Origin of the sequence: Mesorhizobium sp. M1273, assembly GCF_040318195.1 — a bacterium.
GTDB lineage: Bacteria > Pseudomonadota > Alphaproteobacteria > Rhizobiales > Rhizobiaceae > Mesorhizobium.
Genome location: NZ_JAMYLV010000018.1, coordinates 98,678 through 116,387, shown reverse-complemented (window position 1 = coordinate 116,387; position 17,710 = coordinate 98,678). Strand labels below are relative to the sequence as shown.

Sequence of the window (17,710 nt, the reverse complement as noted above, 5' to 3'; positions counted from 1 at the left end):
AGAACACGATCCACCATCGCGAATCTCCCTGCTCCAACCTCACAACAGAATCACTGATCGGCTTCTGTGCAAAGATCTCCTTGTGGGAGAAGGTGGCCGAGCGGAGCTCGGTCGGATGAGGGGTGCTCCAGGGATCGCCGCCGTCTCAGTTCTTCCAACACCCCTCAACCGTCTCGGCGCTGCGCGCCGATCCACCTTCTCCCACAAGGGGAGAAGGCAAGGGGCGCCTGTTAAGCCGGCAACAGCGCACCTTCAAGCGTCGTAAGCTGGTTGAGGAACTGCTCGGCCTTGCTGCGGGTCTGGTCGTCCTTGGCGTCGGCGGCGTCTTCCCTGGCCTCCTGGATGCGGCGGGCAAGGTCGGCGCGGTCGATGTCGCCGACGGCCACAGCCGATTCCGCCAGCAGCGTGCAGCCGGCCGGAACGATGTCGGCAAAGCCGCCGAACACCACATAGCGCTCTTCCTTGCCTTGCGCGGTCTTTAGCGTGACGACGCCCGGCTTGATCGTCGTCATGACCGGCGCGTGATGCGCCATGACAGTCATTTCGCCCTCGGCGCCCGGAATGACGACGGATTCGACCTGCTCGGAAACCAAGAGGCGCTCCGGCGAGACCAGTTCGAATTTGAAAGCTTCAGGCATGATCAATTTAGCGACTGGTGAATGGTGAATGGTGAATAGTCAGAAAGAATGACCTTCACTCAGCCCCCGATTTCCTATCCGCTACTCCCCATTCACAATTCACTATCGACCATTCACCATCAGGCCGCTTCAGCGGCCAGGCGCTGTGCCTTCTCGACCGCTTCCTCGATGCCGCCGACCATGTAGAAGGCGGCCTCCGGCAGATGGTCGTAATCGCCGTTGCAAAGGCCCTTGAAGCCCTTGATGGTGTCGGCGAGGTCGACCAGCTTGCCCGGTGCGCCGGTGAACACTTCGGCGACGAAGAAGGGCTGCGACAGGAAGCGCTCGATCTTGCGGGCGCGGGCCACGGTCTGCTTATCCTCTTCCGACAGCTCGTCCATGCCCAGGATGGCGATGATGTCCTGCAGCGACTTGTAGCGCTGAAGGATCGACTGCACCTGGCGGGCGACCTGGTAATGCTCTTCGCCGACAACCATCGGGTCGAGCATGCGCGAGGTCGAATCGAGCGGATCGACCGCCGGATAGATGCCCTTTTCCGAAATCGCGCGGTTGAGCACGGTCGTCGCGTCGAGGTGGGCGAACGAGGTCGCCGGTGCAGGGTCGGTCAGGTCGTCGGCCGGCACATAGATCGCCTGCACCGAGGTGATCGAACCCTTGGTCGTCGTGGTGATACGCTCCTGCAGCGCACCCATGTCGGTGGCCAGCGTCGGCTGGTAGCCCACGGCCGAAGGAATGCGGCCGAGCAGCGCCGACACTTCCGAGCCCGCCTGCGTGAAACGGAAGATGTTGTCTACGAAGAACAGCACGTCCTGGCCCTGATCGCGGAAATATTCGGCAACCGTCAGCCCGGTCAGGCCGACGCGGGCGCGGGCGCCCGGCGGCTCGTTCATCTGGCCATAGACGAGCGCGGCCTTGGAGCCTTCGCCGCCGCCCTTCTTGTTGACGCCGGACTCGATGAACTCGTGATAGAGGTCGTTGCCTTCGCGGGTGCGCTCGCCGACGCCGGCGAACACCGAGAAGCCGCCATGCGCCTTGGCGACGTTGTTGATCAGTTCCTGGATCAGCACCGTCTTGCCGACGCCGGCGCCGCCGAACAGGCCGATCTTGCCGCCGCGGGCATAGGGGGCCAGCAGGTCGAGCACCTTGATGCCGGTGACCAGGATCTGCGCTTCCGTCGACTGCTCGACATAGGTCGGCGCCGGCTGGTGAATCGAGCGCATCTCGATGCCGTCGACCGGGCCTGCCTCGTCGACCGGCTCGCCGATGACGTTGATGATGCGGCCGAGCATGCCCGGGCCGACCGGCACGGTGATCGGAGCGCCGGTATCATAGACGTCCTGGCCGCGGACCAGACCTTCGGTCGAGTCCATGGCGATGCAGCGCACGGTGTTTTCGCCCAGATGCTGGGCCACCTCTAGCACCAGGCGATTGCCGACGTTGATCGTCTCAAGCGCGTTCAGGATCGCCGGCAGATGTTCGCCGAACTGGACGTCGACAACGGCGCCGATGACCTGGCGAACCTTGCCTGCCAGGCCGGTTTTCTTGATGGTGGCGGCCGGCGCATTCACAGCGGCGGCCTTGGTTGCTGCCGCCTTCTTGGCCGGAGCGGCCTTTGCTGCCGCCGGAGCCTTCGCTGGTGCCGCGGCCTTCGGGGCTACCGTCTTCGGGGTCGCTGCTTTCGCCATCGTTCTTACCCTTTTCGTCTCTTTGTTTCTCACACGCTTGAGGTCGATGACCTCCTTGTGGGCGTGCCTAGAGCGCCTCGGCGCCCGAAATGATTTCGATCAATTCCTTGGTGATCTGCGCCTGCCGCTGGCGGTTGTAGGTGATCGACAATTTGTTGATCATGTCGCCGGCGTTGCGCGTCGCATTGTCCATGGCGCTCATCTTGGCGCCCATCTCGCCGGCAGCATTCTCGAGCAGCGCGCGAAAAACCTGCACGGAAATGTTGCGCGGGATGAGATCGGAGAGGATCTCGCCCGGCTCCGGCTCGTATTCGTAGACGGCGCTGCCGCCATCCCTCACTTCCGCGCCAGCCGCAGGCGCGCCCGCCGGGATAATTTGCTGCGCCGTCGGGATCTGGCTGATCACCGACTTGAACTGCGAATAGAACAGCGTGCAGATATCGAAGCCGCCTTCGTTGAACAGGTGGATCACCTTCTTGGCGATGGCATCGGCATTGACGAAGCCCAGCGTCTTGACCTCGCGCAGGTCGACACGCTCGATGATCAGCGCCCCGTAGTCGCGGCGCAATATGTCGAACCCCTTCTTGCCGACGCAGATGATCTTGACCTGCTTGCCGTCTGCCAGAAGCTTACGGATGTGGTCGCGGGCAAAGCGGGCGATCTGCGAATTGAAGCCGCCGCACAGACCGCGTTCGGCCGTGCAGACGACAAGCAGATGCACGTCGTCCTTGCCGGTGCCGGTCATCAGCGCCGGGGCATCGCCGCCGCCGCCGATCGCCTGGGTGATGTTGGCCAGCACCGCGCCCATGCGCTCCGAATAGGGACGCGCCGCTTCCGCCGCTTCCTGCGCGCGACGCAGCTTCGCCGCGGCGACCATCTGCATCGCCTTGGTGATCTTCTGCGTCGCCTTGACCGAGGCGATACGGTTACGAAGGTCTTTTAACGAAGGCATGCTTCAAACCTGATCCCGTCCGTCCTGCTCAAGCAAAGGTCTTGGCGAAGGCGTCGATTTCTGCCTTCAGCCTGGCGCGCAGATCGTCGGACAGCGCCTTCTCCTTGCGGATGCCGTCGAGCACGTCCTTGCCGGCCGAGCGCATATGCGACAACAGGCCATGCTCGAACTTGCCGACCTGGTTGATCGCCAGCTTGTCGAGATAGCCGTTGACGCCGGCGAAGATCACCGCGACCTGCTCCTCGACTTTGAGCGGCGAGAATTGCGGCTGCTTCAACAGCTCGGTCAGACGCGAGCCGCGGTTGAGCAGGCGTTGCGTGGCGGCATCGAGGTCGGAGCCGAACTGCGCGAAAGCAGCCATTTCGCGGTACTGCGCGAGCTCGCCCTTGATTGACCCGGCAACCTGCTTCATCGCCTTGATCTGCGCCGAGGAGCCGACGCGCGACACCGACAGGCCGACATTGACCGCCGGGCGCACGCCCTGGAAGAACAGATTGGTTTCCAGGAAGATCTGGCCGTCGGTGATCGAGATGACGTTGGTCGGGATATAGGCCGAAACGTCGTTGGCCTGCGTTTCGATGATCGGCAGCGCCGTCAGAGACCCGCCGCCGTTTTCGTCGTTGAGCTTGGCAGCGCGCTCGAGCAGGCGCGAGTGCAGGTAGAAGACGTCGCCGGGATAGGCCTCGCGGCCCGGAGGACGGCGCAGCAGCAGCGACATCTGGCGATAGGCGACGGCCTGCTTCGACAGATCGTCGTAGCTGATCAGCGCGTGCATGCCGTTGTCGCGGAAATATTCGCCCATGGTGCAGGCGGTGAACGGCGCCAGGAACTGCATCGGCGCCGGATCGGAGGCGGTCGCGGCGATGATGATCGAATAGTCGAGTGCGCCGCGCTCTTCCAGGACCTTGACGAACTGCGCCACCGTCGAGCGCTTCTGGCCGACGGCGACATAGACGCAGTACAGCTTTTCCTTCTCAGGGCCGTTGTCGTGCACCGATTTCTGGTTGAGCATGGTGTCGAGGATGATCGCGGTCTTGCCGGTCTGGCGGTCGCCGATGACCAGCTCGCGCTGGCCGCGGCCGACCGGGATCAGCGCGTCGATGGCCTTGAGGCCGGTCGACATCGGCTCGTTCACCGATTTGCGCGGGATGATGCCGGGCGCTTTGACGTCGACGCGCTTGCGTTCGGTGGCCTGGATCGGGCCTTTGCCGTCAATCGGGTTGCCGAGCGCGTCGACGACGCGGCCGAGCAGGCCCATGCCGACGGGCGCATCGACGATGGCGCCGGTGCGCTTGACGGTGTCGCCTTCCTTGATGTCGCGGTCGGCGCCGAAGATGACAACGCCGACATTGTCGGCTTCGAGGTTAAGCGCCATGCCGCGGATGCCACCGGGGAACTCGACCATCTCGCCGGCCTGGACATTGTCGAGGCCGTAGACGCGGGCGATACCGTCACCGACGGACAGCACCTGGCCGACTTCGGAGACCTCGGCCTCCTTGCCGAAATTCTTGATCTGGTCTTTCAGAATTGCGGAAATTTCCGCGGCGCGGATGTCCATCAGCCGACCTCTTTCAGTGCAAGCTTGAGCGAATTGAGTTTGGTTTTGAGCGACGTATCGATCTGGCGCGAGCCGATCTTGACCACCAGTCCGCCGAGCAGCGACGGATCGACGGTGACCGTGATCGCCACGTCCTTGCCGGCGACGCTTTTCAGCGCTGCTTTCAGCTCGGTTTCCTGGGCAGGCGTCAGCGCATGCGCCGAGGTGACCTCGGCAGCGGTCTCGCCACGGTGTTCGGCGGCGATCTGGCGGAACCCCTTGATCATGCCGGGAACGGCGAACAGCCGGCGATTCTGGGCAACGACGCGCAGGAAATTGCCGGTGAGGCCGGTGATCCCCGCTTTGTCGGCGATCGCGGCGATCGCCTTGGCCTGGTCCTCGCTGGAGAAGACCGGGCTCCTGATCAGCCGCGAAAGGTCAGCGCTGCCTTCGAGCATCGCTTCGAAACTGTTGAGGTCGGCCTCGACGCTGGCGACCGAATTGGTCTGCAGCGCGAGTTCGAACAGCGAACCCGCATAGCGTTCTGCGACACCTGAGATTGGCGATGACGATTGGGCCACGGACCGTCTTTTCTCTTGTCTGACAGGCCGCAGATTGTTGGCGCGAGCAAAAACTCTGGCTAAATCTTTGACCTTACTGCATTTTTCCAAGCACGGAGGCGCGGCTTCCGCTATCCCCGGTCGAAAGTCGATTGCCGTCTAGCACAGGCATTTTCAGACCGCAATGCGTCGTCCGGCATGGTTTTCAGGCACTATTGTCGCATCCGCCGGGCGAGTTCAGCAACCAACCCCGGATTGATCCCTGATTCAGGGCAAAAAGCCGAAGGCGAAGGCAAGCGGCAGCGCCGCCAGCACCAGCTCGACGAGGATGGATGCCCAGTTGAACGGCGTATTGGCGCCGTCCGACATCATCGATAGCAGCCGGCCGAAGGCGGTGAATAGCCAGGAGAAGCCGAGCGCCATGTAGAGCAGCGGCTGCGCCAGGAGGATGCAGCACAGGCTGAGGCCGAGATAGAACCCCGACATCCGGCCGCGCCCCTCGGCGATCGCCGCCGCCTTCTCCGGTCTGACCTGCAGCCGCAGGATGCGGAATGCCAGCTGTGGCGCCAGGAATAGCAATAGGCCGAGCAATAGGGTCGCGACCGCGCTCGACCACGCCAGCCACTCGCCCTGGCTCATCGGCCACGGAAACGCAAATTCCATCTTGTCCCCTCTTAAATGCATATTCAAAATTTCGGGCATTCTAGCGAAGCAAGAGACATACGCCAGATGGGCATCGGCAATTTGCGGAAGCCTGTCCTCTGAGCCCCTTCACAAAAAGCTCTGCGGGTCGATGTCGACCTGGACTCGCACCGAGCCCCTTATCTTCGGCCCCTCGGCCAGCATGGTGCGAATGAACCCTTGCATGTCGGCGCGCCGTTCGCCCTGGATCAGCAGGCGAAAGCGATGGCGGCCGCCGATCAATGACAGCGGCGCCTCGGCCGGGCCGAGCACGAACAGGTCGGTGGCTTGCGGCGCGGCGCGACGCAGGCCACGGGCGTGCGCTTCGGCTTCGGCCCGTGTCGCCGCGCTGACGATGACGCCGGCGAGCCTGCCGAAGGGCGGCAGCCCCGCCCGCTCACGCTCGGCGATCTCGCGCTCGTAGAAGGCCTCGGCATCGCCTGAGACGATCGCGCGCATCACCGGGTGGTCGGGTTGGAAGGTCTGCAGCAGGCCGAGGCTTTTCTTGCCGGTGCGGCCGGCGCGGCCGGTCACCTGGCTGAGTAGTTGGAAGGTGCGCTCGGCGGCGCGCGGGTCGCCATTGGCAAGGCCGAGATCGGCATCGACCACACCGACCAGCGTCATGTTGGGGAAGTTGTGGCCCTTGGCGACGAGTTGCGTGCCGATGACGATGTCGGCCTCGCCATTGGCGATGGCTTCAAGCTCGAGCCGCAGCCGCCGCACGCCGCCCATCAGGTCCGACGACAAGACGATGGTGCGGGCATCGGGGAAATGCGCGACGACCTCCTCGGCGATGCGCTCGACGCCTGGCCCGCAGGCGACCAGATGATCGAGCGTGCCGCATTCCGGACAGGCTTCGGGCCGGCGTTCATTGTGCCCGCAGTGGTGGCAGACGAGCTGGCCGCGAAAGCGGTGCTCGACCAGCCAGGCCGAGCAGACCGGACAGCCGAAGCGGTGGCCGCAGACCCGGCAGAGCGTCAGCGGCGCATAACCGCGCCGGTTGAGGAACAGCAGCGACTGTTCCTTTCTTTCCAGCGTCTGCCGTATATGGCCGAGCAGTACAGGCGACAGGAAGCCGCCGCGTGCAGGCGGCGCGCGGCGCATGTCGATCGTCTTGAGATCGGGAAGTGCCGCCTCGGCAAAGCGCGCCGAAAGCACCGCCCTGCTGTAGCGGCCCTGGCTGGCATTGACTCGGCTTTCGACCGACGGTGTCGCCGAGGCGAGCACGACCGGAAAGCCGCCGATATGGCTGCGCACCACGGCCATATCGCGCGCGTTGTAAAAGACGCGATCCTCCTGCTTGTAGGCGGGATCGTGCTCTTCGTCGACGACGATCAGTCCAAGCTCCCTGAACGGCAGGAACAGCGCCGAGCGCGCGCCGGCGACGACCCGCACGCCGCCTTCCGCTACCTGCCGCCAGACCTTTTCGCGCATCCTTGGCGGCAGATCCGAGTGCCATTCCGCCGGCTTGGCACCGAACCGCTCCTGGAAGCGTTCGAGAAAAGCGTGGGTCAGCGCAATTTCCGGCAGCAGGATCAGCACCTGCTTGCCGCGATCGAGCGCGGCCGCAACCGCCTCGAAATAGACCTCCGTCTTGCCGGATCCGGTTACACCATCGAGCAGGGTGACGCCGAATGTGCCGGTCGCGACGTTGGTGCGCAGCATCTCGGCTGCTTCGCTCTGGTCCGGCATCAGTGAAGGCACGGCGTAGCCGGGATCGGGTGCTGCGACCACCGGCCGCGGCGGGATCATCACCGTCTGGAATACGCCCTGCGCCCGCAGCCCGTCCACCACCGTCGACGACACGCCTGCCGCATGCGCCAGGCCGGATCGCGTCCAGGCAAGTCCGCCTTCGGCTGTCTCCAGCACGCGCATCCTCGCCTCCGTCATCCGGTCGGGCTTGGCGAAGGTGCGCTGCAGCCCTTCGATCCACGGCTCCGGATCGAACGCCTCCGGCGCCCTGAGCAGCATGCGCGCCACCATGCCGGGCGGCGACAGCGTGTACTGCGCCACCCAATCGACAAAACGCCGCATCGCGCGGTCGATCGGCGGGCAGTCGAAAACCTGCTCGATCGGCCGCAACTTCTTCGCGTCGACCATCTCGACGGCGCCGTCCCAGACGATGCCGGCGACCTGGCGGGGCCCAAGCGGAACGCGCACGATCGAGCCCGGCACCACGCGCATACCAGCCGGCACGGCATAGGTGTAGGGGCGCTCGGCGGGCATCGGCACCAGCACCGGTGCGGCCGCGACAAAGGGCGAATCTTCGATCATGAGGCGTGACCTTGCCCCGACTTTGGTCTAGATCAAAGTCCGACCCCGAATGTGCATGACGTGCACATGAAAAATCTTCAGGAGACCGCCATGAAATTTTTTGTCGACACCGCCGATGTCAAGGAAATCCGCGAGCTGAACGATTTGGGGCTGCTCGACGGCGTAACCACCAATCCGTCGCTGATCCTGAAATCCGGCGGCAAGATCGCCGACGTCACACGGGAGATCTGCGAGATCGTCAAGGGCCCGGTCTCGGCCGAAGTCGTCGCCACCGAATACAAGGACATGATGGCGGAGGCCAAGATCCTGGCCAGGATCGCCGACAATGTCTGCATCAAGGTGCCGCTGACGCTCGATGGCCTGAGAGCCTGCAAGGACATCCGGTCGGACGGCCGCATGGTCAACGTCACGCTGTGCTTCTCGGCCACCCAGGCGCTGCTCGCCGCCAAGGCCGGCGCTTCCTTCATCTCGCCGTTCGTCGGCCGCATCGACGACAGCGGCTGGGACGGCATGGAGCTGATTGCCGATATCCGCACCATCTACGACAATTATGACTTCCAGACCGAGATCCTGACCGCTTCGGTGCGTACCGTGAACCATGTCAAGCAGGCGGCGCTAATCGGTGCCGATGTCATCACCGCGCCACCGGCGACGCTCAAGGCACTGGTCAAGCACCCGCTGACCGACAAGGGCCTGGAGCAGTTCCTCGCCGACTGGGCAAAGACCGGGCAGAAGATCGGCTGAAGCGACTATCCTACGAACAAAAAAGGCCGAGCAATCGGCCTTTTTTGCAGATTGCGCACTCCGGAAAGACCTAGCTTGCCGCCGGCTTGCCGTGCTTGATCAGATCCTGGGCGATCGACAGCCGCAGCACATCTGCCAGCTCGCGCGCCGCACGGTTCTCGGCGTCGATCTGGGCCCGGTATGACGCGAATTCCTGGCGCGGCCTGTCGTATGACGACGGAATCGAGCGCTTGCCCCTAGCTATGACCGTGCCCGTCTTGGCATCGCTGAGCACATAGTTGGCGGTCAGCGTTACAGTGCCGGCCGTCGGCTCGTCCTCGTCGGTCGTGACCTGCTCGATTGCCGCCGATTCGACGAGTTCGGAGACGCCGAGATCAAGCGAATAGACCGGCGAAGCCGGCTCGCCGGCGCCCTGGCCGAGCGCGAAGATCAAATTGTTGCGGACCTGCTGGGCGTAGCGGGTCTTGACCGGCTTGACCGAGATCGATGCCAGCTCGGCAGCAGCGCCGACCTGCGAGCCGGCGACCAGCGGCGCGCTCGAATAGAGCGGCCGCACCGTGCAGGCGGAAACCAGCGCCACCGAGGCGAGCAGCCCGCAAAGCACGACACGGCGCAGCGTCAGCTCTGTCTTTCGCGGATCAGGCAACGACATTGACGATCCTCTGCGGCACGATGATCACCTTGCGCGGCGCCTTACCTTCGAGCGCTTTCTGCACGAAGTCGAGAGCCAGAACCGCTTTTTCGACCGCACCTTGGTCCGCGTCTCGGGCAATTGTCAAATCGCCGCGCTTCTTGCCGTTGACCTGGACCGGCAGCACGATCTCGGCGTCGACGACAAGCGAGGCATCGTAGTCCGGCCAGGGCCGTTCGGCGACAAGGTCGGTGCCGCCGAGCGTCTGCCAGCACTCCTCGGCCAGATGCGGCATGACCGGCGCGATCAGGTGCACCAGGATCTCGACGGCCTCACGGCAGGCCGCTTGCAGCGCCGGACCGGCCTTGCCCTCTGCCGCCTCGTTGAGCGGTACGGTCAAGGCATTGGCGAGCTCATAGATGCGGGCGATGGCGCGGTTGAAGGCGAGCTTTTCGATATCCTCGCCGACCGACTTCAAGATCTTGTGCGCGGCCTTGGACACTGTCCCGGCCTCGCCGTCCTTCGCCGCCTCTGGCCGGACTCCGGCGAGCGATTCGGCAGCCGTCGACACCAGGCGCCAGATGCGCTGGATGAAGCGATGCGCGCCGGCCGCACCCTCGTCGGTCCATTCGACATCGCGCTCGGGCGGCGAGTCGGACAGCATGAACCAGCGCGCCGTATCGGCGCCGTAGCCGTCGGTGATCTCTTCCGGACTCACCGTATTCTTCTTCGACTTCGACATTTTTTCGAGCGGACCGATCACCGCCTCTTCGCCGGTGGCGATTTCGAAGGCGCGGCGCTTGCCGTCGGCGTCTTCCAGCCTGACCTCGCTTGGCGCAAGCCAGCGGCCGTTCGAGGCGCCGCCAACCCGATAGGTCTCGTGCACCACCATGCCTTGCGTGAACAGGCCCCTGAACGGCTCGGCGAGATCGACATGGCCGGTCTCGCGCATGGCGCGGGTGAAAAAGCGCGAATAGAGCAAATGCAGGATCGCATGCTCAATACCGCCAATATACTGGTCAACCGGCAGCCATTCAGTCGCGGCCTCGGGATCGGTCGGATCATTTGCCCACGGCGCGGTGAAGCGAGCGAAATACCACGAAGAATCGACAAATGTGTCCATCGTGTCGGTTTCTCGCCGCGCATCCTTGCCGCAACGCGGGCATTTGACGCGCCGCCATGTCGGATGGCGATCGAGCGGATTGCCCGGCCGGTCGAACTCGATGTCGTCCGGCAGCTTGACCGGCAGGTCGGCTTTCGGCACCGGCACCACGCCGCAATCCTCGCAATGGATCATCGGGATCGGGCAGCCCCAATAGCGCTGGCGCGAAATGCCCCAGTCGCGCAGGCGGAAATTCACCTTGCGCTCTGCCATCGGCCGGTTGCCGATGGTCCTTTGTTCCAGCAGCTTCGCCACCTCGTCGAATGCCTGATCCGGCTTCATGCCGTCGAGGAAGCGCGAATTGATCATCGCGCCATCATCGACGTAAGCCTCGTCGATGACCTGGAAGCTTCCTTGATTCTCGCCTTCCGGCATCACCACCGGAATGACCGGAAGGCCGTATCTGTTGGCGAAGTCGAGGTCGCGCTGGTCATGTGCCGGGCAGCCGAAGATGGCGCCGGTGCCATAGTCCATCAGCACGAAATTGGCGACGTAGACGGGTAGCGTCCACCTCTCGTCGAACGGATGGACGACGCGAATGCCGGTATCGAAGCCCTTCTTCTCGGCCGTCTCCAATGCCGCCGCCGAAGTGCCCATATGGCGGACTTCGTCGATGAACTTTGCCAGTGCCGGATTGTCTTCGGCGGCCTTTTTGGCCAGCGGATGGTCGGCCGCAATCGCCATGAAGGACGCGCCGAAGATGGTGTCGGGCCTGGTCGTATAGACTTCGAGCTCATGCTCGCCGGCGATTGGCTTGGCCAGCGGCCAGCGGATCAGCAGCCCTTCTGAACGGCCGATCCAGTTCGCCTGCATCAGCTTCACTTTTTCCGGCCAGTCGTCGAGCTGATCGAGCGAATCCAGCAGATCCTGCGCATAATCGGTGATCTTGAAGAACCACTGCGTCAGCTCGCGCTGTTCCACCAGCGCGCCTGAGCGCCAGCCGCGTCCGTCGATGACCTGCTCGTTGGCAAGCACCGTCATGTCCTCCGGATCCCAGTTGACCTTGGAGGATTTGCGCGTCACCAGCCCCTTCTCGACGAAATCGAGGAACAGCATCTGCTGGCGGTGATAGTAGTCGACATCGCAGGTGGCGAACTCGCGCGCCCAATCGAGCGACAGGCCCATGACCTTGAGCTGCTCGCGCATGGCGGCAATGTTCTGATAGGTCCAGTCCTTGGGATGGACCTTGTTCTGCATCGCCGCGTTTTCGGCTGGCATGCCAAAGGCGTCCCAGCCCATCGGGTGCAGCACGTTGAAACCCTTGGCCCGCTTGTAGCGCGCCACCACGTCGCCCATCGTATAGTTGCGGGTATGGCCGATATGGATGCGCCCCGACGGATAGGGGAACATCTCCAGCACGTAGTATTTCGGGCGCGGGTCGTCATTGTCGGCTTCGAACAGCTTCTTGGCGTCCCAGGCCTTCTGCCATTTGGGCTCTGACGCGCGCGGATTGTATCGTTCGGTTGCCATCGGGTGTTTTTCACTTAAAAGCATGCGCGAGCCGCCGGACAATGCCCGGGCGGCTCAGGAAATGTCGTCGCGGTGTTCACCATGGATTGCCGGACCCGTCAACTGCGGCGATCCGGCGAAAAGCCAAACACAGGCAGGATATTGGCATGGCGAGCGCCGCCGAACAGCTTTTCACGGTCAAGGCAAGGATCGCTGCCGCCGAGCGCGAGGCAGGCCGTGAGGCCGGAGCGGTGACGCTGGTCGCGGTCTCGAAAACCTTCGACGCCGCCGATATCCGCCCCGTCATCGAGGCCGGCCAGCGCGTCTTCGGCGAAAACCGCGTCCAGGAAGCACAAGCCAAATGGCCGGCACTGCGGACGGCGTTTCCCGACGTCGAGCTGCATCTGATCGGTCCGCTGCAATCGAACAAGGCCAAGGAAGCGGTGGCATTGTTCGACGTCATCGAAACCATCGACCGTGAAAAGATCGCCGCAGAGCTGGCCAAGGAAATCGCCAGGCAGGGCAGGACGCCAAGGCTCTATGTCCAGGTCAACACCGGCTCCGAGCCGCAAAAGGCCGGCATCGAGCCACGCGAGGCTGTCGCCTTCGTCGCCCGCTGCCGCTCGGTTCACGCCCTCGCCATCGAAGGGCTGATGTGCATTCCGCCGGCCGACGAGAACCCCGGTCCGCATTTCGCGCTGCTGGAAAAGCTTGGGCTCGAGGCCTGCGTCGACAAGCTCTCCATGGGCATGTCCGGCGACTACGAAACCGCGATCGCCTTCGGCGCGACCAGTGTCAGGGTTGGATCGGCGATTTTCGGCGCCAGATGAGGCACAGCCGGCCTTAGGCCACAAGCTGACATTGACTAAGCCAGCGTATAGAAACGGAACGTTTCGTTCCTATATCGGTCGAGTTATTCTCAACCCGTCTGGAGCCACCATGCGTTACAATCAACTTGGAAATACGGGGATATTCGTCTCCGAACTTTGCCTCGGCACGATGACGTTCGGCGCGGCCGGCGAGAACGCCCAATGGGGCCTGATCGCCAGCCTCGACCAGAAGGGCGTCGACCAGATCGTTGCCCGCTCGCTCGCCGCCGGCGTCAATTTCTTCGACACGGCGGATGTCTATTCCTTCGGCGCCTCGGAACGGCTTCTCGGCCAGTCGCTCAGGAACCTTGGCGTCAACCGTCAGGACGTGATCATCGCCACCAAGGTTCATGGCGCCATGGGCGGCGGCCCGAACCAGCGCGGTTCCTCGCGCGGCCACATCATGGATTCGGTCGAGAGCAGCCTCGAGCGGCTACAGCTCGATCACATCGATCTCTACCAGCTGCACGGCACCGACACGGTGACGCCGATCGACGAAACGCTGCGGGCGCTCGACGACCTGGTTGCCGCCGGCAAGGTCCGCTATGTCGGCGTCTCGAACTGGCAGGCCTGGCGCATCGCCAAGGCGCTGGGTATTGCGGAGCGCAAAGGCTTTGCCCGCTTCGAGACCGTGCAGTCGTATTATTCGATCGCCGGCCGCGATCTCGAGCGCGAAATCGTGCCGCTGCTCAACGAGGAGAAGCTCGGGCTGATGGTCTGGTCGCCGATGGCTGGCGGCCTGCTCTCCGGCAAATACGGACCGGGCGCCCCCGGCAATGGCGAGGGCCGTCGCGCCAGCTTCAATTTCCCGCCGGTCAATGAGGACCGTGCCTGGGCAGCGGTCGCTGTCATGCGCGAGATCGCCGTCAAGCACGGCGTCAGCGTCGCCACGGTGGCGCTCGGCTATGTCCTGGCCAAGCCATTCGTGATGAGCGTCATCATCGGCGCCAGCCGCATGGAGCAGCTGGAACAGAACCTTGCAGCCACCGAGTTGCAGCTCGATGCCGATGATCTTGTTCGCCTCGACGAAGTCAGTGCCCTGCCCGCCGAATACCCGGGCTGGATGCTGGAGCGTCAGGCGGCCGGCCGGCGGCCGGCGCCCTTTGTGCCGAAAAAGTAGTTCAATTTACCTTCGATTTGATGCTTCGGGAGCCGGCAGGCTCCCTATCTTTTTTTGGGCTCAAGTCAGCCGAACAGTCTCGACCAAAAAGTCCAAAAACGCCCGCACCCGCGCCGGCAGATACTTGCCTTGGCCGACATAGACGGCGTGGGTGAGTTCCTCGTCGCCGGGATTGAAATCTTCCAGCAGCGGCAGAAGCCGGCCGGCGGCAATGTCGGCCTCCACATGCCAGCGTGCCAGCCGGGCGATGCCCGCCCCCGAGAGCGCCATCAGCCGCATCGCCTCGCCGTCGCTGACCAGCGTATTTCCGATGATCGACAGGGTGATCGGTTTGCCGGCCGCGTCGATAAAAGGCCAGCCCTCGAGGTGACGAACGAAACGGAATCCCATCCGGTTGTGACGATCGAGGTCGGCGGGCGTCTTGGGCGTGCCACGCGCTTCGAGATACGATGGCGCCGCAACGACGACCACCCGGCTCTGCCCGAGCTTGCGCGCCACCAGCCGTGATTCGCCGAGCGGCCCGGCGCGGATGGCGACGTCAGCGCGCTCCTCCATCAGGTCGATGACATCGTCGGTCAACACCAGATCGACCGAGATTTCGGGGTAGCGCTCTAGGAAACGCGGCAAAAGCGGGATCAGCCGATGCTGCCCGAAAGGCACGTAGCTGTTGATCCGCAGCCGGCCACGCGGCGCGGCACCCGCCGCTGCCTCGCGCTCGGCCGCCGCCATGTCGGCAAGGACGCGCACGCCGCTGTCGAAGAACGCCGCCCCCTCCGGCGTCAGTTGCAGCTTGCGCGTCGAACGGCTGACCAGCCGCGCACCAAGCCGCGCCTCCAGCCGCGCGATCAGCTTGCTCACCGCCGACGGCGTCATCCGCAACGCGCGGGCAGCGGCTGAAAAGCTGCCCGCCTCGACGACGCGGACGAACACTTCGATCTCGCCGGAGCGATTGATGTCGGGCCTGGCCATTGGTGAATCTATTTCACAGACGATGTGCCCGATGCAAGGCTGGTTCACAGCACATCGCGGCACGATCTTCCGGATCGGGGCGTGGGAGGACACGGCGCCCGTCGTCAAAACTGGTCGTCATCGAAGTGGGAACCGCCATGCCCCTTGCTCTTTACGCTCTTGCCGCCGGTGCCTTTGGCATCGGCGTCACCGAATTCGTCATCATGGGCCTGCTGCTCGACGTCAGCACCGATCTCGGCGTCTCGATCTCAGCTTCCGGCCAGCTGATTTCTGGCTATGCGCTGGGCGTCGTCATCGGCGCGCCGCTGCTGACGATCGCGACCGGCCGTTGGCCGCGCAAGACCGTGCTTCTGGCGCTGATGGCGATCTTCACGCTGGGCAACCTCGCTTGTGCGCTTGCCCCAGACTACTGGACGCTGATGGGTGCGCGCGTACTGACCGCCTTCGCCCACGGTACCTTCTTCGGCGTCGGCTCGGTCGTGGCGACCGGACTGGTGGCGCCCAACAAGAAAGCCTCGGCGATCGCCCTGATGTTCACCGGCCTGACCATCGCCAACATCCTCGGCGTGCCCTTCGGCACATGGCTCGGCCAAGCCTTCGGCTGGCGCGCGACCTTCTGGGCGGTGACCCTGGTCGGCATCGCCGCCTTTACCATCATTCTGCTGCTGGTGCCGCGCAGCCGAACAGAGCCTGAGAAGAGCAATTTGCGCGCCGATCTCGCCTTGCTCGGCCGCGCGCCGGTCCTGCTTGGCTTTGCCACCACCGTGCTTGGCTATGCCGGCGTCTTCGCCGTCTTCACCTACATCGCCCCGTTGCTGACCGAGATCACCGGTTTTGACGAGACAGCGGTGTCGCCGATCCTGCTGGTCTTCGGCGGCGGCCTCATCGCCGGCAACCTCGCCGGCGGCAAGTTCGCCGATCGCTGGCTGGTACCGTCCGTTCTCGGCAGTCTCGTCGTGCTGGCGCTGGTGCTCGGCACCATGACCTTCGCCCTGCACAGCCAGGTCATGGCCGTTATCTATGTCGGCCTGCTCGGCGCCGCCGCCTTCGCCACCGTCGCGCCGCTACAGTTATGGGTGTTGCAGAAGGCGCAAGGCGCCGGCCAGAGCCTAGCTTCATCCTTCAACATCGCCGCCTTCAACCTCGGCAATGCGGCCGGCGCCTGGCTCGGCGGCGTGGTCATCGCCCATGGTCCCGGCCTCGGTGCCGTCACCTGGGTCGCGGCGCTGTTGCCACTTTCAGCGCTTGCCGTAGCGGCGTTTGCGCTGCGTCTCGACCGAGATCCTGTCCTCGCTACACCGGAAATCGCGCGGTCATAGAACGCAAACCTCAGCCAATCTTTGAAACAGCCATCCTTCCACAAGGAGCAAACCCATGGATTATCGAAATCTTGGCGCATCAGGCCTGAAGGTCCCGGTGCTCTCGTTCGGCGCTGGAACCTTCGGCGGTTCAGGCCCGCTGTTCGGTGCCTGGGGCAACAGCGATGCGGCGGAAGCACGGCGGCTGGTCGACATCTGCCTTGAGGCCGGCGTCAACCTGTTCGACACCGCCGATGTCTATTCGAATGGCGCTTCCGAACAAGTGCTCGGCGCTGCCATCAAGGGCCGCCGCGACGCCGTGCTGATCTCGACCAAGACCTCGCTGCCGATGGGCGACGGTCCCAACGATGCCGGCTCGTCACGTTCACGCCTGATCAAGGCCGTCGAAGACGCGCTGAAGCGTCTTGGCACCGATTACATCGACCTGCTGCAACTGCACGCCTTCGACGCCGCAACACCGATCGAGGAGGTGCTGTCGACGCTGGACAGTCTCGTGCGCGCCGGCAAGCTGCGTTATGTCGGCGTCTCCAATTTTTCCGGCTGGCAAGTGATGAAGTCGCTCGGCCTGGCGGATAGACATGGCTATCCCCGATACGTCGCCCATCAGGTCTATTACTCGCTGGTCGGACGCGATTATGAATGGGAGTTGATGCCGCTCGGCCTCGACCAGGGCGTCGGTGCGCTGGTGTGGAGCCCACTCGGCTGGGGCCGCCTGACCGGCAAGATCCGCCGTGGCCAGAAGCTGCCTGAGAAAAGCCGGCTGCACGACACGGCAAGCTTCGGACCGCCCGTCGAGGATGAGCATCTCTATCGGGTCGTCGACGCGCTTGATGTTGTCGCCGAGGAAACCGGCAAGACCATACCGCAGATCGCCATCAATTGGCTGCTGCAGCGGCCGACCGTCGCCTCCGTCATCATTGGCGCGCGCAACGAGGAGCAGTTGCGCCAGAATCTCGGCGCCGTCGGCTGGTCCTTGACAGCCGAGCAGATGAAGAAGCTCGACACGGCAAGTGAGGTCACCGCACCCTATCCGTATTTTCCCTATCGCCGGCAGGAGGGTTTTGCCCGGCTGAACCCGCCCGCAGTCTGACGCTCCAAAAGCTGGGCGGCGGCTCCCAGA

General features: G+C 64.0%; 15 protein-coding genes. 5 read left to right on the top strand and 10 right to left on the bottom strand.

Annotated features, from left to right (window positions below; all coding sequences use genetic code 11):
- Positions 1-230 precede the first annotated feature (230 nt).
- The 7 genes from NKH30_RS19930 to NKH30_RS19900 form a co-directional block, all read right to left on the bottom strand.
- A complete protein-coding gene (locus NKH30_RS19930; protein WP_023678096.1) occupies positions 231-638 on the bottom strand; it encodes a F0F1 ATP synthase subunit epsilon in 408 nt (135 codons plus the stop codon).
- A gap of 119 nt (positions 639-757) precedes the next feature.
- Entirely contained in the window at positions 758-2,323 is a 1,566-nt protein-coding gene (gene atpD, locus NKH30_RS19925) for a F0F1 ATP synthase subunit beta (protein ID WP_352683656.1), read from the bottom strand.
- Between the two features lie 67 nt (positions 2,324-2,390).
- Complete coding sequence (locus tag NKH30_RS19920; protein ID WP_352471280.1) at positions 2,391-3,275, bottom strand: F0F1 ATP synthase subunit gamma; 885 nt, start codon at positions 3,273-3,275, stop codon at positions 2,391-2,393.
- A gap of 28 nt (positions 3,276-3,303) precedes the next feature.
- Positions 3,304-4,833 carry a F0F1 ATP synthase subunit alpha gene (gene atpA / locus NKH30_RS19915; RefSeq protein WP_352489181.1) on the bottom strand — a complete coding sequence of 510 codons (1,530 nt, stop codon included), beginning with the start codon at positions 4,831-4,833 and terminating at the stop codon, positions 3,304-3,306.
- Positions 4,833-5,393, bottom strand: a complete 561-nt coding sequence (locus NKH30_RS19910) for a F0F1 ATP synthase subunit delta (RefSeq protein WP_352996678.1) — start codon at positions 5,391-5,393, stop codon at positions 4,833-4,835. The genes atpA and NKH30_RS19910 overlap by 1 nt, the downstream gene beginning before the upstream one ends.
- A gap of 246 nt (positions 5,394-5,639) precedes the next feature.
- Complete coding sequence (locus NKH30_RS19905; RefSeq protein WP_352772110.1) at positions 5,640-6,035, bottom strand: AGROH133_08824 family phage infection protein; 396 nt, start codon at positions 6,033-6,035, stop codon at positions 5,640-5,642.
- A 108-nt stretch (positions 6,036-6,143) separates the two neighbouring features.
- Positions 6,144-8,327, bottom strand: coding sequence for a primosomal protein N' (locus NKH30_RS19900; RefSeq protein ID WP_352772112.1), 2,184 nt, complete (start codon positions 8,325-8,327; stop codon positions 6,144-6,146).
- A gap of 90 nt (positions 8,328-8,417) precedes the next feature.
- Between NKH30_RS19900 and fsa the strand changes: the two genes are divergently transcribed.
- Positions 8,418-9,071, top strand: a complete 654-nt coding sequence (fsa, locus tag NKH30_RS19895; protein WP_023719712.1) for a fructose-6-phosphate aldolase — start codon at positions 8,418-8,420, stop codon at positions 9,069-9,071.
- 70 nt (positions 9,072-9,141) lie between these two features.
- Here the strand turns inward: fsa and NKH30_RS19890 are convergent, their stop codons facing one another.
- On the bottom strand, positions 9,142-9,723 hold the full coding sequence (locus NKH30_RS19890) for an LPS assembly lipoprotein LptE (RefSeq protein WP_352772114.1): 582 nt from the start codon (positions 9,721-9,723) through the stop codon (positions 9,142-9,144).
- On the bottom strand, positions 9,710-12,334 hold the full coding sequence (leuS, locus tag NKH30_RS19885) for a leucine--tRNA ligase (protein WP_352772116.1): 2,625 nt from the start codon (positions 12,332-12,334) through the stop codon (positions 9,710-9,712). The genes NKH30_RS19890 and leuS overlap by 14 nt, the downstream gene beginning before the upstream one ends.
- Positions 12,335-12,480: 146 nt before the next feature.
- Between leuS and NKH30_RS19880 the strand changes: the two genes are divergently transcribed.
- Positions 12,481-13,143 (top strand): YggS family pyridoxal phosphate-dependent enzyme, encoded by a 663-nt coding sequence (locus NKH30_RS19880; RefSeq protein WP_352471288.1) that lies wholly within the window; start codon positions 12,481-12,483, stop codon positions 13,141-13,143.
- A 109-nt stretch (positions 13,144-13,252) separates the two neighbouring features.
- A complete protein-coding gene (locus NKH30_RS19875; protein ID WP_352996675.1) occupies positions 13,253-14,302 on the top strand; it encodes an aldo/keto reductase in 1,050 nt (349 codons plus the stop codon).
- Between the two features lie 60 nt (positions 14,303-14,362).
- Here NKH30_RS19875 and NKH30_RS19870 read toward each other — a convergent pair whose 3' ends face one another.
- Positions 14,363-15,271 carry a LysR family transcriptional regulator gene (locus NKH30_RS19870; RefSeq protein WP_352500794.1) on the bottom strand — a complete coding sequence of 303 codons (909 nt, stop codon included), beginning with the start codon at positions 15,269-15,271 and terminating at the stop codon, positions 14,363-14,365.
- 137 nt (positions 15,272-15,408) lie between these two features.
- Here NKH30_RS19870 and NKH30_RS19865 point away from each other — a divergent pair, with 137 nt between their 5' ends.
- A complete protein-coding gene (locus NKH30_RS19865; protein ID WP_352471291.1) occupies positions 15,409-16,590 on the top strand; it encodes an MFS transporter in 1,182 nt (393 codons plus the stop codon).
- Positions 16,591-16,645: 55 nt separating this feature from the next.
- A complete protein-coding gene (locus tag NKH30_RS19860; protein WP_352683663.1) occupies positions 16,646-17,680 on the top strand; it encodes an aldo/keto reductase in 1,035 nt (344 codons plus the stop codon).
- Positions 17,681-17,710: the final 30 nt, after the last annotated feature.